Below are 22,527 nucleotides of genomic sequence, written 5' to 3' on the forward strand. Positions count from 1 at the left end.
CGCGGGGTCAGAGACTCTTGGTGCGCGGATCGGCAGGCGCCGCTCCCTCGCCCGCGCGTTCGCCCGGCATCCCGCTGTCGAAGCCCTTGGCGATACCGTCGAAATCTTCGCCGGCATCGTCGCCCAAACCTTCGAGCTCCCCGTCGCCCTTGTCGGTGCTGTAAGCGTTGAGCCGGTTGTACAGCGTCTTCAGGCTGATCCCGAGGATCTCGGCCGCCTTGCGCTTGACGTTGCCGCACTCGAGCAGCGTCGCCTCCATCACGCGCCGGTTGACCTCCTCGAGCGGCGTGCCGATGCGAATCGTCAGCACCGGGCTGTGCGTCGGCTGCAGGAAGCTTTCGGGTGCGAGATTGACGTCGATCACCTCGTCCGCGAGGATGAAGGCGCGATGCACGTAGTTCTTCAGCTCGCGCACGTTACCGGGCCAGGAGTGGGCGTAAAGCGCCGCGATGGCCTCGGGCGAGAAGCGCTTCGACACGCGCTCCTGTTCGTTGAGCTCGGCGAGGAAATGCTGGGCGAGCAGTTCGATGTCGGTGCCGCGTTCGCGCAGCGGCGGCAGATGGATCGGGAAGACGTTGAGGCGGTGGTAGAGATCCTCGCGCAGGCGGCCCTCTTCGACGGCCTTTTCCGGCGATCGGTTGGTCGCGGCGATCAGGCGCACGTCGGTCGCGAGCGGCTCGTTGGTGCCGACGCGCATGAAGCTGCCGGTCTCGAGCACGCGCAGCAGCTTGACCTGCAGTTCGGGGCGCATCTCGGTGACTTCGTCGAGGAAGAGCGTGCCGCGGTTGGCCCGTTCGAAGAAGCCTTGGTGTTGGCGATCGGCACCGGTGAAGCTGCCCTTTTCGTGGCCGAAGAGCTCGCTCTCGACGAGTTGCGGCGACACCGCGCCGCAGTTGAGCGGCAGGAAGGGGTAGCGCTTGCGCCGGCTGAGCTCGTGGATCGTCTGGGCGACAACCTCCTTGCCGGTGCCGCTGTCGCCGACAAGCAGCACCGAGGCCGAGGTCGGCGCCACACGCGCGAGCTGGTCATAGAGGCGCCGCATCACCGGGGAATTGCCGAGGATGTGGCCGAAGCGGCCGAGCTTCAGCAGTTCGTTACGCAGCTCGCCGATTTCCTGCCGGAAATGCTCGGCCTTCGGCACGCGCGACAGGATGCTGCGCAGCCGCTCGACATCGACGGGCTTGACGAGATAGTCGGTCGCGCCCGCCCGCAAGGCCTCGATCGCGCTCTCGACGCTCGCGTGGCCAGTGATCACGACGACCTCCGGCGCTTCGCTGGCGGGAAATTCGTTCAGCAGTTCGATGCCCTGTCCGTCGGGCAGCATCAGGTCGGTCAGGATCACGTCCGGCCTGGAACGCGTGAGGTGGATACGCGCCGAGCGCAAGGAATCGACGGTATCGACGCTGTATCCCTCCGCGCGGATGAATTCGCTCAACCACCCGAGGGATTCCGGGTCGTCATCGACGAGCAATACCTGTGGCATCTGGCCTCCTCCGCGGTCTGTCCTGCTCCGACGCCGCAAATCGACATCGTTTGGACAGCCGACTCAGTCCGAGATTAGCCATCGGCCGAGCCCGATTTGTAACAAGCCCTGGAAGAAATTGTAAAAAGCCCGGGCAAGCAACTTGCTCGGCGGAGGAAATACCTGCGTTCCGGGAGGAACCGTGTCCATTAGACTGGTATGAGATGCAGGGCGCGATGAAAACCCTGGCCCGGCGCCGTGTGCGCAATTTTTTCCGGATCCCCGACCGAACTTACACGAGAAGCCGCAGCGGAATCGATGCAAACCGAATCATGAGCGGTACGGGACCGGGCATGGTGCTTGCCCTTCTAGCCGCGACACCGATCCGGGCGACATCGCTTCCGCCTGCATTGGTCCGACTCGCGGACGGAGGGGTCAGTCCATGAATCTTGCGATTGCTCTCGGCTTGCCGAAAGGGGAGGCGCCGTGGTCCTGTGAGCCGGCGCCTTCGACTGCATCCTGTTTCAGTGGGCCAGCGCCTACCTCGAAGATCAGTTCCTGCTGCTCACCGAGGCGCCGCGCAACGCAGCGGCGGTCTCGGTGAGCTTCCGAATCTCGAGCTGCCGGCCCGCCTCGTCGACGTCATGCGCCACCTGCGCGAAGACCGCGCCGAAGCCGCGTGCCTCGGTGCGGCCGCGCGTCGCGTCGCGCTCGAGCGCTTCGGGATCGACCGCTTCGTCGCGGACTGGCTCGCGGTCTTCGACGAGGTCACGCACTGAATGGTCCCCCACCGCGCCCTGAGGCACGATACTGTACGCGAGGTACGGAAATTGCTGAAAACCAGTAGGATCATCCTTTCCAGGCGCGGAAGACGAGCTACCGAGCATAGGATGGATTGCAACCCCGCCAGCGCGGGCAGAGCCCTCGGATCTGCCCGTCATGCATTACCGGAGGCCCACATGTCCACGATCATCGTCGGACACTTCGACCAGATGGAACACCTTCGAGAGGCCATGATGCTGCTCGAAGGCCTGGGCTTCAGGTCCTCTGACTACGCCGCGTACTACCTCGACCCTCCTGGCCAGCATGGCGTGTATCTCCTCGTGAGCAACGCTGCGAACGAGGACGAGGAAAATGCCGAATGGATCGATGGTTTCACGGGAGAAGGCATCGGCGCCTATCTTGGCGCCTTCCCGCCTGATCGGAACGCCGTCTGCCGGACGGCAACCAGCGGAAACGGCAATGGCTCGCACCCGCTGATGCTCGCGATCAAGGCCGTGCCGGCGACCGTCGAGGCCGTCGCCGTCGCGATTCTTGGACATTCAGTGGCCCGGCGGATCAACCGCGTCCAGGGGACCTGGGAGCATGGCGACTGGCTCGACCTGGACCGCCGCGAAGCGGTCGTCTCCCTGCTCCATTGCGATCCTCGGTGACAACGGCCCCCCACCTGCCCGCGCTGTACTTTTTTCCCTCCCTTGAACTTCTTTCAAACCGGCGCACGCGACGGAATCGTTGAGCGACGCGACGCGCGCGAGCCTGCGCGAAGGCGGCGCGCCATTCCAGGCCACCCGTCCGGCAGGGCATGCAATTCACACGCGATATCGCCGAACCGCAGATCGACGCGATGAACGCGGAGAGCCGGCAGATGGAAGAAGCGGCACGCAGCAGCGCCGGCAGGATGGAAGGCCAGGCGGCCGAAGCCGAGGAGCGTCCGATGCGCGCCAGCCGTAGCGCGTGATTCGTCGCAGCGGCTGGCGGGAGGAAGCTGGGTCGGTACAGCCCGGCTGACTACGGCCGCCTGTCGCCCTGCCGACTGAGATCAAGATCGCGGCGATGATGGCAATCGCCAGAAAGATCAGGGAGTAGTTCAACATCACGCGCCTCCTCTGGGGGGCGGCTCCTTATGCGCGTGTTCCGTGTGCAAGCGCGGTGCGGCGATCCGATCTTCGCGTCCGGCTGCGCGTCCGGACTCGCGGCGGAAGAAAGCACCCGCCGCGAGTAATGATTACCGCGCCACGAAGGTCGGCGTCAGGCGTGGGCCGGCTCGGAGATCCCGCACACGGCCTTGCCGGCCGGTTCGGAGCCTTCGCAATTGGCGATGTCGGCGAGGGCGACGATGCCCACCAACCGCTTGTCCTTGTTGAGCACGACGAGCCGGTGCAACTGCACGTCGGCCATATTGCTCGCCACGCTGTTGATGTCGTCGTCCTCGAAGCAGTACTTCACGTCCTCGCTCATCACGTCGCGCACCTTGGTCTCTGGCGACTGCCCACCCGCGACTGCGCGGATCGCGATGTCGCGATCGGAAAGCATTCCGACGAGGCGATCGTTTTCGGCTACGGGCACTACGCCGACGTCGCATTCGGACATGATGCGCGCGGCCTCCTGAATACTCTGGTCCGGGCGCACCATCCGCACGTCCCGGGTCATTGCGTCACAAATCAGCATGATTCACCTCCTTCCGTGTCGGGTTTTTCCTGCGCCGTTGGCCGCTGCAAACCCCGTACCCGCTCGCCGACGGCTCGGGTAGCGAGCGCAAGGCACAGCGGTTGCGAGCACCCAGTCAGCACGAACAAGGACAGGAGGCTCGCCATGCGACCGATCTTTGCCGTACTTGGCGCCCGCGCGCTCGGCGCCCTCGCCGCCCATCCGGCATCACGCCGTGATCGCCTGCGCTTCTTCCTCATGGTGGCTGTGGGTAAGAAGGGGCGGCGCGGCGGCCGATCTGCGGACTCGCTCCATGGCCCCGCAGCGCCGAGCGCCCTCACTCGGCTCGAAAAACAGCTGGAATCCGCGCCCACTGAGCGCGACACCGACGCCGGTGCCAGCAGGCGGGAGGCCGGGGCGTAGGGACCGGCTCATGGCCTGTCTCCCCGAGGAATGGCATTCTGGGTGGCCGAGCAAACCCGGTGCCCACGAACCGGAGTCTCAAGCGCCCAACAGCCCCTCGCGCCCGCCGAGCCAACGGTCCATCAGCCGGGCGGCTACGTCCGGCGCCTCGCGCAGCAGGCCCTCGGCGACCGTGCGGGCCGGTTCGAGGAGTTCCGCATCGCCTTCGAGATCCGCGTAGCGCAAGAGCGGCAGGCCGCTCTGCCGCGCACCGACGAATTCTCCGGGACCGCGGATCCGAAGATCCTCGCGCGCGATCGCGAAGCCGTCGCTGTGCTCGTAGATGACTTTCAGCCGTGCGCGGCCGTTCTCGGACAGCGGATGGGCGTAGATCAGGATGCACGCGGATTCCGCCGTGCCCCGCCCGACTCGGCCGCGCAGCTGATGCAACTGCGCGAGGCCGAAGCGCTCGGCGTGTTCGATCACCATCAGGCTCGCGTTGGGCACGTCGACGCCGACCTCGATGACGGTCGTCGCGACCAGCAGCTGCAGCTCGCCGGCGGCGAACGCGGTCATCGTCGTGGACTTCTCGTCGGACTTCATGCGCCCATGCACAAGGCCGACTTTCAGGTCCGGCAGGGCCGCCGTGAGCGACTCGAAGGTCTCGACGGCGGTCTTCAACTGCAGCGCCTCCGACTCCTCGATCAGCGGGCACACCCAGTAGGCCTGTGCGCCGCCGAGGCAGGCGTCGCGGACGCGGGCGATGACCTGGTCGCGCCGCGATTCGGTGACGAGTTTCGTCAGGATCGGCGTGCGGCCGGGGGGGAGTTCGTCGAGCACCGTGACGTCGAGGTCGGCGTAATAGCTCATCGCGAGCGTGCGCGGGATCGGGGTCGCCGACATCATCAGCATGTGCGGGTGCTGCGCGTCGGCGCCCTTGTCGCGCAGCGCGAGGCGCTGGCGCACGCCGAAGCGGTGCTGCTCGTCGACGATCGCGAGCGCGAGCCGCGGCAGCGCGACCGGGTCCTCGATCAGCGCGTGCGTGCCGACCGCGAGCAACACTTCGCCGCTCGCGAGCCGGGCGAGTTCGGCCTCGCGCTCCTTCTTCTTGCGGCTGCCCGACAGCCACGCGATGCCGACGCCCAGCGGCTCGAGCCACGCCGCGAGCTTCTTCCAGTGCTGCTCGGCAAGGATCTCGGTCGGCGCCATCAGCACCGCCTGGCGGCCGTTCTCGACCGCTTGCAGCATCGCGAGCGCCGCGACGATGGTCTTGCCGCTGCCGACGTCGCCCTGCAGCAGACGCTGCATCGGATGCGGCAGCGCGAGGTCGCGCGCGATCTCGGCGACCGCACGCGCCTGGGCGCCCGTCAGCTTGAACGGCAGCTGCGCGAGGAGCGCTGCGGTGAGTTGCCCGCGCTCGCGCAGCACGGGTGCATGCCGCGTGCGGCGGGCGTTGTAGGCGCGGCGCAACGAGAGCTGCTGGACGAGGAGCTCCTCGAACTTGATGCGCAGCCAGGCCGGATGCGCGCGCATCTCGAGCCCGTGCGGATCGACGTCGGGAGGCGGCTGGTGCAGCGTGCGCAGGGCCTCGGCGAAACCGGGCAGCTTCAGGCCCGGCAGCCTCGCCGCGGGCAGCAACTCTTCCGGCGGCACATTGTTCAGCGCACGCCCGATCAGTTTTCGCAGCGCCGACTGCGCGAGCCCGGCGGTGGTCGGATAGACCGGGGTCAGCGCTTCGGGCAAGCCTTCGCCGGGATCGACCGCACGCAGGCGCGGGTGGATCATCTCGTCGCCGAAGAAGCCGCCGCGGACCTCGCCGAAGAGGCGCACGCGGCGGCCCGCTTCGAGCTGCTTTTGCATCGAGGGGTAGAAATTGAGCCAGCGCGCGACGAGCGTGCCGGAGTCGTCGCGGATGCGCGCGACGAGTTGGCGGCGCGGACGCAGCGTGACTTCGCAGGACTGCACCTCGCCTTCAACCTGCACGGGCATGCCGGCACGCGCCGCGCCGATTGGCGTCAGGCGGGTTTCGTCTTCGTAGCGCAGCGGCAGGTGCAGGACGAGGTCCTGCGGCCGGCGAATGTCGAGCTTCGCCAGCCGCGCCGCGAGTTGCGGGCCGACACCGGCCCAGCCGGGCTGGTCAGCCAAGCACGAGGATCGCGTCGGCCTCGACCACGCCGCCCTTCGGCAATTCCTTGACACCGACTGCGGCACGGGCAGGGAAGGGCTCGGCGAAGTAACGTGCCATCACTTCGTTCACCTTGGCGAAGTTCGCCAGATCGGTCAGGTAGATCGTCAGCTTGACCGCATCGGCGAGCGATCCGCCGGCCGCTTCGGCGACCGCCTTGAGGTTCTCGAACACCTGCACCGTCTGCGCTTCGAAACCTTCGACCATCTGCATCGTGGCCGGGTCGAGGCCGATCTGGCCCGAGCAATACACCGTGTCGCCGACCTTCACGGCCTGCGAGTAGGTGCCGATGGCGGCGGGAGCGTTGGGGGTGGAGATGATGGTACGGCTCATTCAGGGGTTCCTCTTGGGGGTTCAGGAAGGATCGAGCATCGGCCGGAGCCCTGCCCGCGGTCGGCGGGCAGGCGGCGGGCGGGCGGCGGGAGGCTCAGGCTTCGGCGCGCAGGGTGACGTCGCAGCCTAGCTTGGTGATGACCTTCTGCAGGCCGAGGCGGGCCGACACATTGATCACGATCGGACCCATGAAGTTCGCGCGCAGGCCGGCGCTGGCCGGATTGTTCGCATCGCCCTCTTCCTTGCGCACGATCACCATCACGAGCGCGTCGGCCGGGTTGGCGAGCTTCAGCGTGGCGACTTCGTCGTCGCTGAGGCTGAATTCGTAATTGACGCCGAGGGTTTGCGGGCTGGTGATGGAGAACACCACTGCGGGGTCTTCGGCGCTTTGCAGCAGAAAGACCTGCGCCTGGCTGCCTTCCTCCTGGACCATCGCAAAACGCTTGCAATGCTCGAAGCCCGGCAGGCCGGCCGGGAACTCGATGACTTTGTCTTCGGCGACGTCGACGGTACCGAACAGCTGACTTTCGATCTTCATTGCGCTCTCCTCTTCTTCAATTTTTGCCTCCACTGACGGCCCGCGCCGACACCGGCGCGGCAACGCAAAGCTCATGGCTTGTGTGGCGGCAAGATCATGCCACCGAGCTTGCGCTCGCGGCGAATTTTTTCCTCGGCCTGCTGCGCCGACTTGCGGTCTGGAAAGGGGCCGAGCAACACGCGGCTCTGCAGATAGGCCGACTGGCCGTGGCGCGCGAGTTCGCGTCGCAGGGTCTCGGCCTTCTCGGCGTCGGTGAATGTCCCGACCTCGACCATGAAGCCGTTCCCCGGCGGCGCCGGCGGAAAGCGCTTGGTGCCGGTGCAGTTGGCGTCCTGAGGGGCCGGTTCGCAGACGGGGGGCTGAACGGGGGCGACCTGGGCGGCAGGCGCCGGCGGAGCGAGGGCTGTCTGCACCGCGGGCGCTTGTGCCGCGGCAGCCGGGCTTGAGGAGACGGCAGGCGATGCGGGCTGGGCGGGCGTCGTCACTACCGGCGCCGGTGCGGCGGATGCGGCCGCAGCAGCTTCGGCCGATGGCACCGGGGCGGCCGGAGGCGCAGTGGACGAGTCGGAGCTGACCGCCCCGGAAGCACTCTGGGAGATCGCTTTGGGCGCCGAGTCAGGGACTGCGACCGGCCTCGCCTGAGCTTGCGGTGGTTCGGCTGCGGGCGCCGACCGGGGAGCATCGCCGAGCGCGACCCACGCCAGCGCGAGCAAGAGCAGGACGACGGTGCCGGCCGCGGCTTGCAGCACCGCGGCCTTGTTCGCGGCGGTGGGCTTCACACCGCCCGCCGACGGGCCGGGGCCGCGACCGGTCTTCATTGCCCCGCCCCGCCTTCACGGCCGCGCGCGAGCGAACGCACGAGCTCGGCCTCGGCGACCGTGATGCCGCAGCGTTCGGCAATCGCATCGACGTCGAGGCCGCGGCGCGCATAGACCAACGCCTCGTCGTACTGCGGCGACCCGCTCTGGTGAACGGGCGCCGAAGCAGGCTGCGTCTTCTGCGCACGGACGGCCTCGCCGAGTTCGCAGACGATCTGGCGCAGCGCCGCAGCGTCGGCCCGCTGTTGCTCGAGTTCGCGGCGCAACTGGCGCAATTCGAGTTCGAGCTCGAAGAGCCTGGGATCGGACGCCCCCGCGGGCCGCGTCTCCTCGTCGGTGCGACGCACCACGGGCCGCTCGAAGACCAGCACCGCATCGTCCTCGTCATCGTCGACATCCGCTGCGTCGGCAGGCGGTTCGGCGACCACCGGCTTCACCACGGGCGCCGGCGCCTTGCCCGCCTTCCCCGCTCTCGCCCCGCGCACGATGCAGTAGATCTGGTACGCGACATAGGCCGCGACCACGACGATCAGCAGGAGGACGATTTCACGCAGGCCCATGCCGCCTTACCTCACGCCTTGCGCGGACGGGGCGAGGCCCGCTGCGGAGCGAAGCGGGATGCGGGCGACGAAGCGTGGTGTTACGGGCATGGCACGAAGGCGGCTTGATGGCGCCGCGGCGACTGAATAGTCGATGATAATACTGGGGCCCCGATTTCCCGACAAACTCCCGACAAGGCTCGCGCTCAGGCGCTCACCGTCCCAATGGCCTTCGATCTCGCTTCGATCCTCTTCTGGCTCAAGAAATTCGTGTCGATCGTCGTGCTCCCACCGCTGGCGCCGGTGCTGTTGATCGCACTCGGACTGCTGCTCGCGCTGCGCTGGCGCCGCACGGGCTTCGGCCTGGCGTGGCTCGGCGTCGCGGCGATGCTGGCGTTCATGACCCCGGCGAGCGTCCGTTGGATGCTCGAGGGACTGGAGACCGACCCGCCGATCACCGCAGAGGAGTTGCGTGAGGCCCGCGCAATCGTGATCCTCGGCGCGGGCACCCGCCGCTATGCGCCGGAATATGGCGCCGAGACGCTCAACCGCCTCGCCCTCGAACGTGTGCGCTACGGGGCACGGCTCGCACGCGCGAGCGGCCTGCCGGTATTGGTCAGCGGCGGCAGCCCCACCGGCGGCAAACCGGAAGCCGAGCTGATGCGCGCGGTGCTGCAGGACGAATTCGGCATCAAGGTGCGTTGGACGGACACCGCATCCCTCGACACGCACCAGAACGCCCGCTTCGCCGCCGAGCAACTCAAGGCCGCCGGCATCCGGCGCATCGTGCTCGTGACGCACGCGATCCACATGCCGCGCGCACGCGCCGAATTCGAGGATGCTGGCCTGGAGGTGTTCGCCGCGCCGACAGCCTGGTTCGGCGGCCCGGAGGTGAACGACCAAGTCCTCGCTGAGCTGCCGGGGCCGACCACGGCCTATGCGGGGTGGTATGCCGCGCACGAATGGCTGGGTCTGCTCGCGAAGCGCTTGGCGCGCTGAAACCGCCGCGCGAGGCCCGCGGGGAGGCCGAGGAGAATCATCCAGATCGTGTTTCGGAGTTTGCAATTCGGTTTCCGCTTGCCTATAGAACTTTAAGCGCAACAACAACATCGGGGCGGAAGACGGCGGGAAGACGCCATCCGGTCGCCGCGGATATGCGCAGCGGGCATCTCGACGTCATTGCTCGAGTGGCCCGCAACCCGACAGGAGCGGACCATGAAAGTGCTCGTCACCGCCGGCGCGATCGTCGGCGCGTTGGTCGCCATGGTGTTCGTTTCGGCCGACCATGACCCGGATGCCTCCAAGCCCGCGCTGGTCGCGAGCGCCGCGGCGCAACAGCCCGCGGACGAGGCGGTCAAGCTGCCCCCGATCGTCGCCCCCGACAAATCGATTCCCGAAAGCACGTCGATGGACCAGAACGCGCCCTATTTCGAGACCTGCGGGCGCGAAGGGCTGTCGCCCTCGGCCTGCGTCGGGCGGCTCATCTGGTTCAAGGCCACCGCCGGCAACGAGCGCTTCCACACCTACGTGTTCCAGCAGCGCGTCGGCGTGCTGCCGGACTGGTTCCGCGTGCTGCGCAACGACCAGCGCGACGACCGTTTCCGCGCGTGGGGGCTGATCAACGACCCGTCCTGCTGCACGCCGGGCGACCCCAACTGCCCGGCGAAGAGCCGCGAGGAGACCTACGGCTTCGACTGGTGCCCGGGCGACGACGTGCTGCTGAAGTACGTCGGCAAGACGGGCTACGTCGACCCCGCCTGCGGGCTCGACGACGCGCCGCTCGACCCCAACGATCCGCACCAGAAGGACAACCGCGACCAGCGCCAGTCCGCGTGCGACCTGCGCTTCGGCACCTCGACGGGGGCGCTGGGCTTTCGCAAGTTCCCGAATCCGCGCTTCGACCCCGAGCAATGGAAGAAGGTGAACGGCGGTCTCGGCACCTGGGAGGGCTTCGGCCGGCACATGGTGGAGCTGACCAAGGTGCCGTCGGACGAACGCCTCGCGCGGCTCGCCGACGCGTCGATTGAGCCGCCCTTCCTGATCGGCACGAGCTGCGGCTCCTGCCACATCGCTTTCGATCCCGCGAACCCGCCCGCGGACCCGGCCCATCCGAAGTGGGAGAACATCAAGGGGCTGGTCGGCAACCAGTACATCCGGATGTCCGAGATCCTCGGCTCGGGCATGTCGCGCAACAGCGTGGAATGGCAGATGTTCGCGCACTCGCGGCCCGGCACGACCGACACGTCGGCGATCCCGAACGACGGGGTGAACAACCCCGGCACGATCAACGCGCTGATCAACGTCGCGCAACGACCACTCTTTCCCGGCGAATCGATCGCGAAATGGCGCAAGACGAACACCTGCGGCACGGAGAAGGACGAGGCGAAGTGCTGGTGTGAACCGGGGCGCGAAGGCAAGTGCTGGGAAAAGAGCCTGCGCAGCGACGACACGACGCTCGGCAAGCCCGGTGTGCATCACATCCTGAAGGGGGGCGAGGATTCGATCGGCGCGCTCGAGGCGATCCAGCGCGTGTATTTCAACATCGGCTCGTGCTCCGAGCAGTGCTGGCTGAACCACCTGACGGACATGCGCCAAATCGATCCCGAGGGGCGCAACTTCGGCCAGACGCCGTTCAACATCGGCCAGTGCCGGCGCGACTGCCCGAACTTCCGCGCGATCGAGGACCGCCTCGCGAACATCCTCGCGTTCTTCCTGTCGCCGGAGTCGAACGCGGCCGATCTCTACGCCGCACGGAACCACGAGCGCAAGGCCGCGAACGCCGGCGCGCCCGACTACACGCGAGCCAACCTGATCGCCGACCTCGAGAAGGAACACGGCGCGGGCGCCGTCGCGCGCGGCAGGACCGTGTTCGCCGCGAACTGCGCGCGCTGCCATTCGAGCATCCCCGAGAGCGTCGGCGGCCCCTTCGCGAACCGCGATTTCTATGCGCTCGCCGACAACGGCCTGCGCGCCGACTTCATGGGGAACGACGTCGCGACGCCCGCGACCGAGGTCGGCACCTACCGCTGCCGCGCGCTGCACTCGAACCACATGGCGGGGCACGTCTGGGCGGAGTACGGCTCGGAGACGCTGCGCGCGCGAAAACCCGACATCAACATCAAGGAGCCGAACGACGGCGGACGCGGCTACTACCGCAACATTTCGCTCTTGAATCTGTGGGCGCACGCCCCCTTCATGCACAACAACGCGATCGGGCCCGAGCTGTGCGGCCGACCCGCGAACGCCGCGAACGACTTCTTCCGCCCGCGCGAACTCGACGCCGAGGGCAAGCTCGCGGTCTCGCAGAGCGAATGCTTCCAGACCGACCCGAGCGTAGAGGGGCGCTACCGCCTGTATCTCGCGTCGATGCGCGAGCTGCTGTATCCCGCCACGCGCAAGCCGAAGGCGACGCTCACCGATCGCGAAGTGATCCTCGATCTCGGTCCCCGGACCTGGGACGGCACGACCGAGAAGCCGCTCATCGGCAGCGGGCAAGTGCGCATCCCCGCGGGCATTCCGGCGAACTCCATGACGAGCCTGCGGCACAAGGACCTGATCGTCGACCTCTTCCTCGCGAAGCGCGACCCGGCCAAGCTCGAGGCGCGACTCGGCAAGGAGACGACCTCGCAGATGCAGAAGCTCGCCGACGACATCCTCGCCGCGCCCGAGCAGTTCGCGAGCCTGCTCGGCACCCAGCGCGAGCTCCTCAAGCAGCACTACAGCAACTGCACGGCCGAGATCGAGAACGAAGGCCACCGCTTCGGCGAGGACTTGTCGGACGCGGACAAGAAGGCGCTGATCGCCTTCCTCGCGACCCTCTGAGGAGACGAGCGATGACCCGATGCATTCTGTCCGCCCTCGCAGCCGCTGCGCTCCTCACCGCCTGCGGCAAGACCGAGCCGCCTGCGATTGCCTTCGCGCCCTACTCCGCCGACTATGCGACGAAGCCCGACTTCGCGCAGCTCGAATATCAGTACCCGCTCTCCACCGCGGACCTGCAGAAGATCACGCCGGAGAACCTTGCGCGCCTCAAGCAGGAACATCTCGATCAGATCTACGCGCGCCTCTCGGCCGGGCCGATTCCGGACGGCGCGTTCGACGGCAGCATCGTGCTGCCCGAGGGCGACAGCGGCAAGCTCCGGGCGGGCGAAATCGTCGGCGGGCTCGCGGGCTTCGCGCTGCACCTGAAAGGCATCGCCGTCGACAAGGTCGGCGAGACGCTGTGGAAGGGCAAGGTCTTCTATCGCAATGAGCGGGTGCTCAGGAACCGCATCGAGGATCTCGACGTCTTCCGCAAGATCGGCCTCGTCGAGGGCGAGCCGAAGAAGATCACGGTCGGCGGCAAGGACGCGTGGCTGCTCTTCCCCGCGAAGCTCTACTGCGGCCAGAGCCTGCTCGACTCGCGCCGCGAATCGATCATCATCGACTACGCCTTCACCGACGAGCTGCCGGGCTACCAGGAGAAGCCGGACTTCCTCGCCGGGCGGCGCGGGCTGATGGTGCGCGACGAGATCCGCATGGTGCGTCCCGGGCTCTACCTCGGGCGCGCCTACATGGACCGCGTCTTCGCGCTGAACTTCGTGCTCTACAACAAGGAGATCGCCGAGCGCGACGGGCCGGCCTTCCAGAAGACCGGCAAGGTGCAGGAAGACTGCTGGGGCGGCACGCAGAAGCGGGTCGTGGTCGCGGCGAAATAGGCGCGGCGGCGCCGACGGACCGTCACCCATGCGAGCCGCGATCCGGACCTGTGCGCACATGCTCGTGGCGGCCTTCGCGACGGCCTCCGCGGCAGCCGGAACGGCGGCGCTCGCATCCGGCGCGGAACAGGCGCCCGGTTGGGCGATCGCGCCCGAGGTCTATGGCTTCGACCTCCCGCTCCAGGGAGCGTCGCTGTTCGACCAGCGGGTTGCAGCGCTCGGCGGCCCGGCCGCGATCCCCTTCCCCTTCGAAAACCTGTTGCGACGCCTCGAAGGCACGGCACGCTGCCCCGACCTGCCGGACGGACGCTGCCTCGTGCGCGTGCTGATTCCCATCGGCCGTTCGCTGCAACGCCTCGCGGCCGCCCCGGAATTCTTCCGCCGGCCGCGCGTCGTCGCCGCGATGGTCGGCGAACCGGGCGCGGGGGCGGGAGAGGAAGGCCCGCTGCAGCGCGACCGGCTCTACCTCGGCTACGTCGAGGGCAGCGATGTCATCGAAGTGATCAGCTACAACGAGGCCGCTGCGCGCTTCGAATTCCAGCTCGTGCACGACTACCGCCCGGGCAGCACGCCGCGCCTCACCTACGCCTCGCGCGCGGTGTGCCTGTCCTGCCACCAGAACCACGCGCCGATCTTCTCGCGTCCGCTGTGGCAGGAAACGAACGCCAACCCGGCGGTCGCGGCGCGCCTGCTCGCGTTCGGGGAGAGCGTCCAGGGCGTCCCGGTGCGCCGCGGCATCGACCTGCCGGCCGCGATCGATGCCGCCGTCGCACGGGCAAACCGCTTCGCGCTATGGCAGACGCTGTGGCGCGACGGCTGCGGAGACGGGGCGCGCGGCGTGCGCTGTCGGGCGGCGCTCTTCGAAGCGGCGCTGCGCTACCGCGCGACCGGTCGCCACGAGCAGACGGAACGGATCCGCGAGGCGATCCTGCCGGTCTTCGCGGTCGCTTGGCGCGCGCGCTGGCCGCGAGGTTTGGCGCTGCCCGACCCGAACATCCCCAACCGCGACCCGCTCCCCGGCGATGTCGTCGCGATCTCCCCAGCGCTCGCGAACATCCCGGCCCGCTTCGAGCCGCTCGCCCCGCGCGAGCCGCTCGAAATCTGGACCGAACCCGACACGCTGCGCCTCAACGAGACGATCGCGGGGCTTGCCGATTTCCTGGACGACGGCGACCTCGCCCGCATCAGGGCCGCGCTCGCCCATCGCAATCTCCGTACGGCAAACTTCGACGCCGTCAGCGACGCGATTTCCACGCTCGCCGCAGCGCCCGACGGCGGCCCCTTCGCGGCCGGCCCGTTCCGCCGCGACCGGCTGATGCCCGCCCTGCTCGCGCAGCTCGGTCAGCGGGCGCCGACGACGCACCAAGCCCGGAGCGACATCCCGCCGGCACGCTACCCCGAGCACCAGCCCGTACCGATCGCCGGCCTCTTCCAGCGCTACTGCACGCCCTGCCACCAGACCCCGGCGAGCACGCCGCCGAATTTCCTCGATGGCGGCAACGCGACGGCGCAGGCGCGCCTGACCCATTGCGCCGCACGCATCCGCTATCGCCTCGCGATGTGGCAACTGCCGCCCGAGGCCCGCCCGAAGACGCCGATGCCGCCGCTGCAGGCCCTGCGGGGACTCGGCGCCGACCCGGCGACCTGGGCCGCGAGCAGCGAGCTCGCGACGCTGCAGACCTACGCCGCCGAACTCGCCGGCGGCGGCCCGGTGCCGAAACCGGACAACTACGAAACCCTTCCTCCCTGCCTGCCAGGTTAAGGAGTGCGAAGATGACCGTGCGCCGTTCGCCCCCCCAGCCCGCCGACCCTCCGGCGCCTCCCCCAAAGCGCTGGTGCTGCAACGCCCTCCTGATCCTCGCCGCGCTGCTGCTCGTCCCGGCAACCGCCGCGGTCGCGCTCTACGTGCGCTTCTCGGCCGACGAGCCGGTGAGCTACCCGGACATCGAGCGCCACTTCATGTACGGCTCGACCGGCGGCGAGCGCAACTCGGGCTTCCCGTACTGGATCTGGCAGGTGCTGCCCAAGGTCTGCGCGCAATACCTGCCCGGCGAGGGCTACGCCTCGCTCGGCATGATCTACGAGCGCGGCCGCACGCTTCCCGTCGGCGTGTCGATGCGGCGCAACCTCGGCCTCGACCGCGTCTTCCTCAACTGCGCCGTCTGCCACAGCGGCACCGTGCGCGACACGCCCGCGTCCGAGCCGCAGCTCTACCTCGGCATGCCCGCCCACCAGCTCAACCTGATGGCCTTCGAGAACTTCTTCTTCAACTGCGCCGCCGACGCGAAGTTCAGCGCCGACACCATCATCCCGGAGATCGACGCCCAGGCCGGCAAGCTCGGACTGCTGGACCGCTACCTCGTCTACCCGGTCGCGATCGCCTTGATGCGCGACCGTCTGCTGATGCTGCGCGAGCGCTTCAAGTGGACGCTGCCGCAGCCGGCCTGGGGACCGGGCCGGGTCGACACCTTCAACTCATCGAAGGCGCTGTTCAACTTCCCGTCCGACCGGCTGTCGGCGGCCGAGCGCATCGGCACGACCGATTTCCCGTCGATCTGGGAGCAACGCAAGCGCAAGATGCGCGACGACGGCCAGCCGATGCAGCTGCACTGGGACGGCAACAACACCAAGTCCGAAGAGCGCAACAAGAACGCCGCCTTCGGCACCGGCACGACGCCGCCGACGATCGACCTCGTCGCGATCGGCCGCATCGAAGAATGGCTGCTCGATGCGGCGCCGCCGAAATACCCCTACCCGATCGACGACGCGCTCGCCGCGCAGGGCGCCCCCGTCTACGCCGAATACTGCGCCGACTGCCACGGCGCCAGTGGCCAGAATTTTCACGGCACCTACGTCGGCCACGTCACGCCGCTCGCCGACATCGGCACCGACCGCCACCGCCTCGACTCCTTCACGCCCGAGCTCGCGCAGAACCTCGGCTCGGTCTACGCCGGCTACCCATGGCGCTTCACCGGCTTCCGCAAGACCTTCGGCTACGCCAACCTGCCGCTCGACGGCCTGTGGCTGCGCGGGCCCTACCTCCACAACGGCTCGGTGCCGACCGTGCGCGACCTGCTCGAACCGGCCGCGAATCGTCCGAAGAACTTCTGCCGCGGCTACGACGTCATCGACCGCGACAGGCTCGGCTTCGTCGCCGACGTGTGCGAGGAAGGCACGCGCAAGTACTTCCGCTTCGACACCACTGTCGAAGGCAACGGCAACGCCGGCCACGAGGGCAAGGCCTACGGGACGGAACTTCCGCCCGACGAGAAGACCGCGCTGGTCGAATTCCTGAAGACCTTCTGACGCGAGGGGCGCCCGATGCAAGCCGCGAAAGTGAACGAGCTCGAGATCGACCCGCTGGCGCCGCCAAAACACCGCTGGCTATGGCTCGCGCTGACGCTGCTCATCGCAGCCGGCGCCGCGCTCGCCTTCGTCAGCTGGTACCGCTTCTTCCGCGAGGAGGCGCAACCCGCGTGGGTGACGGCGACGCCCGAGATGCGCTTCAAGTACGGCTCGATCGGAGCCGAGCACGACGCCGGCATCCCCTACTGGATCTTCTACGTGCTGCCGCGCATCTTCCCCGAAAAGCTCCCCGGCCCCGGCGGCTATGCGTCGCTCGGCGTCGCGTGGGAACAGGGGTATGAGCTGCCGATCGGCTTCACGAAGAAGACCATCGGCTTTCCGCGCGTCGCCAACACCTGCGCCGCCTGCCACACCGCGAGCTACCGCAGCCGCCCCGACGAGAACCCCACCTACATCATTGCCGGCCCCGGCCACACGCTCAACCTCGAAGCCTTCTTCCGCTACCTGATCGACTGCGCGAAGGACCCGCGCTTCACGCCCGACATCCTGCTGCGCGAGATCGAGCTCGTCACCGAACTCGACTGGCTCGACCGCCTCGCCTACCGCTTTCTGATCATCCCGATGACGAAGAAGCGACTGCTCGAACGCGAAGCCCAATTCGCGTGGATCTACCGCAAGGACTTCCCCGACTGGGGGCGTGGGCGCGACGACGCGATGAACCTGACGAAGTACTTCATGATCAAGGCGCCGATGGACGACAGCTTCGGCCCGACCGACATGCCCTCGCTGTGGAACCTGAACAAGTACCAGCCCGAGAAGGGCCACGTGATGAACTTCGCCGGCGACAGCCACGACGCCCGCTCGGTGATCATCGACTCCGCGCTCGGCGTGCTCGGCGCCGCCCCGCACGACCGCCAAGATTTCCTCCGTCAGGTCGCCTGGATGCACGACTACCTTGGCAAGCTGCCGGCGCCGAAGTACCCGTTCCCGATCGACGCCGACCGCGCCGCAGCCGGCAAGGCGGTCTTCGACGCGCACTGCGCGGAATGCCACGCCTCCGACCGCACCGGCACCCGACTGCCGCTCGCCGAGATCGGCACCGACCGCAGCCGCCTCGACAGCTGGAACAAGGCCGCCGCGATCGAAGCCAACCGCGTCGTGCGCGCGATGGGCATTGAGCGCAAGGGCCTCGTCGAGGAGACGCTCGACGGCTATGTCATCCAGTTCCTCGACGGCATCTGGCTGCGCGCGCCCTACCTGCACAATGGCTCGGTGCCGACGCTGCGCGATCTGCTCGAACCACCCGCGCGCCGCCCGGTCGAATTCCTTCGCGGCTACGACGTCTATGATCAGGAGAAGGTCGGTTTCGTCACCCAAGGGCCGGAAGCCGAACGCGTCGGCACGCGCTACGACACGCAGTTGCGCGGCAACGGCAACGGCGGACACCTGTACGGGACCGATCTCTCCGGCGCGGACAAGGACGCGCTGGTGGAGTATCTGAAAACCCTGTGATGCGACAGGAGAAGCGATGGAGCCCGAGCTCTATGGGATCGCCGCCCTGGCGGCCGACCTGCGCCGGCTGTGCGCCGAGATCGCCGACGAACGCGAGCTGCTCGCCGCGATCCGCCCCTTGGCGCGCCGGGCGGCGCTGGCGCGCAACAGCTGGTTCGAGGAACGCATGAACTACCCCGACGCCGAACAGGGCTTCGGCGTCTATGGCCTGCACGAGGAGCCGGACCACTCGCTCGCGATCCTCGCCGTCAGCTGGCTGCCGCACCGCGGCACGCCCCCGCACGACCATGGTACCTGGGGCGTCGTCGCCGGCGTCGACGGGCTCGAACGCAACGACTTCTATCGCCGCCTGGACGACCGCAGCCAGCCGGGCTACGCTGAGCTCGAATTCACCGCCAAGCGCGTCTTCGGCCCGGGCGAAGTGCTGACGATGTCGACCGGCGTGATCCACAGCGTGCGCAACGACACGAACCACCCCTCGCTGTCGCTGCACATCTACGGTCGCCACATCAACTACACCGGGCGCTCGCAGTTCGACCTCGAAGCGCGCCGCGAAACCCCCTTCCTGCTGAAGCTCGCCACGGAGTGAGACCATGAAGCCAGACACCGAAGTCATGCCGGGCGCCGGCATCGAAACCATCGTCGTGCCCCGTGCGAGCGACCTCGGCGGCGGCTTCACGGTGTTGCGTGCGCTGCCCTCGGCCCAGAAGCGGATGGTCGGCCCCTTCGTCTTCCTCGACCAGATGGGCCCGGTGAAACTCCAGCCCGGCACCGGCCTCGACGTCCGCCCGCACCCGCACATCGGGCTGGCGACCGTCACCTATCTCTTCGACGGCGAGATCCTGCACCGCGACAGCCTCGGCAGCGTGCAGCCGATCCGCCCCGGCGAACTCAACTGGATGACCGCCGGCAGCGGCATCGTCCATTCCGAACGCAGCCCCGTTGCACTCCGCCCCGCGGGCCCTGCGCTCTCCGGCCTGCAGGCCTGGGTCGCGCTACCGCTAAGTGACGAGGAATGCGCGCCCGACTTCGCCCACCACGGCGCGCACGAGCTGCCGGTCCTCGAAGACGGCGGGCTGCGCATCCGCGTGATCGCCGGCGAAGCCTTCGGCGTCCGCTCCCCCGCCGCGACGCGCTCGCCGCTCTTCTATGCCGACGTCGCGCTCGACTCCGGGCAGCAGGTGCAGGTGCCGCCCGAGCATGAGGAACGCGCGGCCTACATCGTCGAAGGCTCGCTCACGATCGACGGCACGCTCTACCCGGCGGGCCAGCTCGTCGTCTTCCGCCGCGGCGCCGACATCGTCCTCACCGCCGCCGCGCCGACGCGCCTGATGCTGCTCGGCGGCGAACCGCTCGACGGCCCGCGCTTCGTCTGGTGGAACTTCGTGTCGAGTTCGCGCGAACGCATCGAAGAAGCCAAGGAAGCGTGGCGCAGCGAACACTTCGCGCCGGTGCCGGGCGAAACGGAACGAATCCCGCTGCCGCAGTGAGCTTATGCGCCCCGGAACTCCGGCTTGCGCTTCGCGAGGAAGGCTGTCACCCCTTCGGCAAAATCCTCGGTACCGCCGCAGCGGCCGAAGGCCTCGGCTTCGCTCTGCAGCTGCGATTCGAGCTTTTGATCGTGCGAGGCCGCGAGCAGGCGCTTGATCTCGCCGTAGGCGAAACGCGGCCCGGACTGCAGGCGCGCGACCAGCTTGTCGGTCTCGGCGTCCAGCTCCGCCAGCGGCACCACGCGATTGACGAGGTTCAGGCGCTGCGCCTCTGCCGCGTCGAAGCGATCCGCGAGCAGCATCAGTTCCATCGCCTTGCGCGCACCGACCACGCGCGGCAGGAAGTAGGTCATACCGCCGTCTGCCGGCAGGCCGATCGCCGAATAGGCCGTCGTGAACTTCGTGTTGTCCGCGCACACCACGAGGTCGCAGCCCAGCATCATCGACAGCCCGAAACCCGCGCAGGCACCGCGCACCTTCGCAATCACGGGCTGGGGCAGCGCCTGCAGGATCTCCACCGAGGGATTGATGTACTTCTCGATGAGCGCCCGGAAGGCCACCAGGCGCGCCTGCGGGCCGAGGTGCAATTGCGTCGAGAAATCCTTCAGGTCGCCACCGGCCATGAAGTGGTCGCCAGCCCCCGTCACCACGACGACATCGACGTCCTTCAGGTCGCGCAACCGGCGCACTTCCGTCAGCAGGTCCTCCATCATCGGCGTCGACAGGGCGTTGAGCTGTTCGGGACGATTCAACGTGAGCGTCGCGACGCGGTTCGCGACTTCGAGCAATACGGTATTGGCCATGGCGGATGGTCTCCTTATTTTCTATCCGGTGCGCCCCTTGTCGGCGCCGCGCTGTTCGATCTTGGCCTTGTAGTATGCCTTCGTCGCAACATAGACGGTTTTTTCCAGCTCGACATGCGGCTCGCCGTGGCGGTCTCTCAGCACCACGTGGAAGGTGCGTTCGGTCTCGCCCTCCTCCTGCAGCGCCTTGCGCACCGCCTCGATGTCCTCGTCCGTGACGTGAAAATCCGCGAAGAGATGGCTGCGCCCCGGCCGCCGATAACGGATCTGCCCCGCCTTGTCCCACACGATCACGTCGTCGCCCAACTGCAGGGCGAGCAGCATCGCGAACATCGGGTCCGCCGCCGCATACAGCGCCCCGCCGAACAAGGCGCCTGCCGGATTCACCGTCCGCCACGAATGGCGCAGCATCACGCGGATCGTCTTCAGGTCTTTCGACACGTGGACGACCCGGCCGCCGGTCGCGCGGTAGGAGGGATAGAGGTTGAATCCGATCCGCAACAGCGCCGCGCGAAAGCGTGGCGGAATACGGTCGAGGATCTTAGGGCGCATGATTCCAGAATTCTATGCTTCTATCCGGCCCCCCGACCGCTCATCCCGCGGGTGCGGCGGGTGGGCAGAAGCAGGACTGTCGGGTCGTGCCGAGGGCCGGGTGTGCGACGGGGAAACAAGGCGACGCATGTCTGAGCCCGAAGGGCGAGTTTGCGTCGCCGCCCCGGCGCACGGCCGGGCCGAGGGAAGCCGAAGGCCACGACCTCCAGTCCTGCTTCTGCCCACCCGCCGCACTCGACGGCCCCGAACAAAACAAACGTCAAACCCGCTCAAACACCCCCGCCGCCCCCATCCCAGTCCCGATGCACATCGAGATCATCCCGTAACGCAGATTCGCATCCCGCCGCATCGCGCTTATCAGCGTCGCGGTGCGGATCGCCCCGGTCGCCCCGAGCGGATGCCCCAATGCAATCGCGCCGCCGAGCGGATTGACCGCCGCCGGGTCGAGCCCGAGTTGGCCGATCACCGCCAACGCTTGCGCCGCAAAGGCCTCGTTGAGCTCGATCCAGTCGAGCTCGCCCTGCGCGATGCCCCCCGCCTTCAGCGCCCGCGGAATCGCCTCGATCGGCCCGATGCCCATGATCTGCGGCGGCACGCCGGCGACCGCGTAACTCACGAAGCGCGCGATCGGCGTCACGCCGTAACGCTTGATTGCCGCCTCGCTCATCAAGAGCACCGCGCCCGCGCCATCCGACATCTGCGAACTATTGCCCGCCGTCACCGCCCCTCGCGCCGCGAACACCGGCTTCAACTTGCCCAGTGCCTCCAGCGACGCGTCGGCACGCGGCCCCTCGTCGGTGTCCGCGACACGCTCGACGACGCGCACCGTCCCGCCCTCGCCCGGCACATGCGTGCGCACCGTGTACGGGCTGATCTCGTCATGGAAGTAACCCGCCGCGATCGCCGCGCACGCGCGCTGGTTCGACTGCAGCGCGAACGCATCCTGGTCCTCGCGGCTCACCTTCCACTGCTGCGCCACATTTTCCGCCGTCAGCCCCATGCCGTAGGCAATGCCGATGTTCTCGTGCTTCGCGAAGATCGCGGGGTTCAGGCTCACCTTGTTGCCCATGATCTGAGGCATCGCGCTCATCGACTCGGTGCCCGCGGCGAGCATCACGTCCGCCTCGCCCAGCCGGATACGCGCGGCGGCGTCCGCGACCGCCTGCAGCCCGGACGAGCAGAAGCGGTTGATCGTGATCCCCGGCACCGTATCGGGCAGGCCCGCCAGCAGCAGGCCGATGCGCGCGACGTTCATGCCCTGCTCGGCCTCCGGCATCGCGCAGCCGACGATCACGTCGCCGATCTCATGCTTTTCCAGCCCCGGCACCTTTGCCACCACCGCCGACAACACATGCGCCAGCATGTCGTCCGGCCGCACGCTGCGGAACATGCCGTTCCGCTTCGCGACCGGCGTGCGCGTCGCGGCGACGATGTAGGCTTCCTGAATCTGTTTGCTCATCGCA

The 22,527-nt window shown here is 68.1% G+C and carries 22 protein-coding genes; 11 read left to right on the forward strand and 11 right to left on the reverse strand.

The window, feature by feature from the left end; genetic code table 11:
* Window positions 1-7: 7 nt before the first annotated feature.
* Both AZKH_RS21030 and AZKH_RS21035 read right to left on the reverse strand, forming a co-directional pair.
* Entirely contained in the window at window positions 8-1,483 is a 1,476-nt protein-coding gene (locus AZKH_RS21030; protein WP_015437819.1) for a sigma-54 dependent transcriptional regulator, read from the reverse strand.
* Window positions 1,484-2,013: 530 nt separating this feature from the next.
* Entirely contained in the window at window positions 2,014-2,253 is a 240-nt protein-coding gene (locus tag AZKH_RS21035) for a hypothetical protein (RefSeq protein ID WP_156822144.1), read from the reverse strand.
* Window positions 2,254-2,421: 168 nt separating this feature from the next.
* On the opposite strand from AZKH_RS21035, the gene AZKH_RS21040 reads away from it, so the two are divergent.
* On the forward strand, window positions 2,422-2,895 hold the full coding sequence (locus tag AZKH_RS21040) for a hypothetical protein (protein WP_015437821.1): 474 nt from the start codon (window positions 2,422-2,424) through the stop codon (window positions 2,893-2,895).
* Between the two features lie 149 nt (window positions 2,896-3,044).
* Window positions 3,045-3,200, forward strand: coding sequence for a hypothetical protein (locus tag AZKH_RS27350; protein WP_015437822.1), 156 nt, complete (start codon window positions 3,045-3,047; stop codon window positions 3,198-3,200).
* A 290-nt stretch (window positions 3,201-3,490) separates the two neighbouring features.
* Here the strand turns inward: AZKH_RS27350 and AZKH_RS21045 are convergent, their stop codons facing one another.
* On the reverse strand, window positions 3,491-3,910 hold the full coding sequence (locus AZKH_RS21045; RefSeq protein ID WP_015437823.1) for a CBS domain-containing protein: 420 nt from the start codon (window positions 3,908-3,910) through the stop codon (window positions 3,491-3,493).
* A 144-nt stretch (window positions 3,911-4,054) separates the two neighbouring features.
* Between AZKH_RS21045 and AZKH_RS21050 the strand changes: the two genes are divergently transcribed.
* Window positions 4,055-4,312: a hypothetical protein gene (locus AZKH_RS21050; RefSeq protein ID WP_015437824.1), complete on the forward strand. Its 258-nt coding sequence runs from the start codon at window positions 4,055-4,057 to the stop codon at window positions 4,310-4,312.
* Window positions 4,313-4,390: 78 nt separating this feature from the next.
* On the opposite strand, the gene recG is transcribed toward AZKH_RS21050, so the two are convergent.
* From recG to AZKH_RS26435, 5 genes are all read right to left on the reverse strand, one after another.
* Complete coding sequence (recG, locus tag AZKH_RS21055; RefSeq protein ID WP_015437825.1) at window positions 4,391-6,436, reverse strand: ATP-dependent DNA helicase RecG; 2,046 nt, start codon at window positions 6,434-6,436, stop codon at window positions 4,391-4,393.
* Complete coding sequence (locus AZKH_RS21060) at window positions 6,429-6,809, reverse strand: RidA family protein (RefSeq protein ID WP_015437826.1); 381 nt, start codon at window positions 6,807-6,809, stop codon at window positions 6,429-6,431. Before AZKH_RS21060 ends, recG begins: the two co-directional genes overlap by 8 nt.
* Before the next feature lie 94 nt (window positions 6,810-6,903).
* Entirely contained in the window at window positions 6,904-7,347 is a 444-nt protein-coding gene (gene fliW, locus AZKH_RS21065) for a flagellar assembly protein FliW (protein ID WP_015437827.1), read from the reverse strand.
* Window positions 7,348-7,418: 71 nt separating this feature from the next.
* The gene (locus tag AZKH_RS26430) at window positions 7,419-8,165 is read right to left on the reverse strand and encodes an SPOR domain-containing protein (RefSeq protein WP_015437828.1); all 747 of its coding nucleotides are present in this window, start codon (window positions 8,163-8,165) and stop codon (window positions 7,419-7,421) included.
* Window positions 8,162-8,725 carry a DUF2802 domain-containing protein gene (locus tag AZKH_RS26435; protein WP_015437829.1) on the reverse strand — a complete coding sequence of 188 codons (564 nt, stop codon included), beginning with the start codon at window positions 8,723-8,725 and terminating at the stop codon, window positions 8,162-8,164. Before AZKH_RS26435 ends, AZKH_RS26430 begins: the two co-directional genes overlap by 4 nt.
* Window positions 8,726-8,929: 204 nt before the next feature.
* On the opposite strand from AZKH_RS26435, the gene AZKH_RS21080 reads away from it, so the two are divergent.
* The 8 genes from AZKH_RS21080 to AZKH_RS21115 all read left to right on the forward strand — a co-directional run bounded on the left by AZKH_RS21080 (window position 8,930) and on the right by AZKH_RS21115 (window position 19,709).
* On the forward strand, window positions 8,930-9,703 hold the full coding sequence (locus tag AZKH_RS21080) for a YdcF family protein (RefSeq protein WP_015437830.1): 774 nt from the start codon (window positions 8,930-8,932) through the stop codon (window positions 9,701-9,703).
* A gap of 216 nt (window positions 9,704-9,919) precedes the next feature.
* On the forward strand, window positions 9,920-12,526 hold the full coding sequence (locus tag AZKH_RS21085) for a cytochrome c (protein WP_015437831.1): 2,607 nt from the start codon (window positions 9,920-9,922) through the stop codon (window positions 12,524-12,526).
* An 11-nt stretch (window positions 12,527-12,537) separates the two neighbouring features.
* A complete protein-coding gene (locus AZKH_RS21090; protein ID WP_015437832.1) occupies window positions 12,538-13,401 on the forward strand; it encodes a hypothetical protein in 864 nt (287 codons plus the stop codon).
* Between the two features lie 28 nt (window positions 13,402-13,429).
* Window positions 13,430-15,163 carry a hypothetical protein gene (locus AZKH_RS21095; protein ID WP_015437833.1) on the forward strand — a complete coding sequence of 578 codons (1,734 nt, stop codon included), beginning with the start codon at window positions 13,430-13,432 and terminating at the stop codon, window positions 15,161-15,163.
* Window positions 15,164-15,174: 11 nt separating this feature from the next.
* Window positions 15,175-16,707 carry a hypothetical protein gene (locus AZKH_RS21100; protein ID WP_015437834.1) on the forward strand — a complete coding sequence of 511 codons (1,533 nt, stop codon included), beginning with the start codon at window positions 15,175-15,177 and terminating at the stop codon, window positions 16,705-16,707.
* A 15-nt stretch (window positions 16,708-16,722) separates the two neighbouring features.
* A complete protein-coding gene (locus AZKH_RS21105) occupies window positions 16,723-18,219 on the forward strand; it encodes a c-type cytochrome (protein ID WP_015437835.1) in 1,497 nt (498 codons plus the stop codon).
* Between the two features lie 16 nt (window positions 18,220-18,235).
* On the forward strand, window positions 18,236-18,808 hold the full coding sequence (locus AZKH_RS21110; RefSeq protein WP_015437836.1) for a cysteine dioxygenase family protein: 573 nt from the start codon (window positions 18,236-18,238) through the stop codon (window positions 18,806-18,808).
* Window positions 18,809-18,812: 4 nt separating this feature from the next.
* On the forward strand, window positions 18,813-19,709 hold the full coding sequence (locus AZKH_RS21115) for a pirin family protein (RefSeq protein WP_015437837.1): 897 nt from the start codon (window positions 18,813-18,815) through the stop codon (window positions 19,707-19,709).
* A 2-nt stretch (window positions 19,710-19,711) separates the two neighbouring features.
* On the opposite strand, the gene AZKH_RS21120 is transcribed toward AZKH_RS21115, so the two are convergent.
* The 3 genes from AZKH_RS21120 to AZKH_RS21130 all read right to left on the reverse strand — a co-directional run bounded on the left by AZKH_RS21120 (window position 19,712) and on the right by AZKH_RS21130 (window position 22,523).
* Window positions 19,712-20,512, reverse strand: a complete 801-nt coding sequence (locus AZKH_RS21120) for an enoyl-CoA hydratase/isomerase family protein (RefSeq protein WP_015437838.1) — start codon at window positions 20,510-20,512, stop codon at window positions 19,712-19,714.
* A 21-nt stretch (window positions 20,513-20,533) separates the two neighbouring features.
* Window positions 20,534-21,064 carry a DUF4442 domain-containing protein gene (locus AZKH_RS21125; RefSeq protein WP_015437839.1) on the reverse strand — a complete coding sequence of 177 codons (531 nt, stop codon included), beginning with the start codon at window positions 21,062-21,064 and terminating at the stop codon, window positions 20,534-20,536.
* Window positions 21,065-21,323: 259 nt separating this feature from the next.
* The gene (locus tag AZKH_RS21130) at window positions 21,324-22,523 is read right to left on the reverse strand and encodes an acetyl-CoA C-acyltransferase (protein WP_015437841.1); all 1,200 of its coding nucleotides are present in this window, start codon (window positions 22,521-22,523) and stop codon (window positions 21,324-21,326) included.
* Between the last annotated feature and the right edge of the window lie 4 nt (window positions 22,524-22,527).

It is taken from the genome of Azoarcus sp. KH32C (genome assembly GCF_000349945.1).
In the GTDB taxonomy this organism is placed as follows: Bacteria; Pseudomonadota; Gammaproteobacteria; order Burkholderiales; family Rhodocyclaceae; genus Aromatoleum.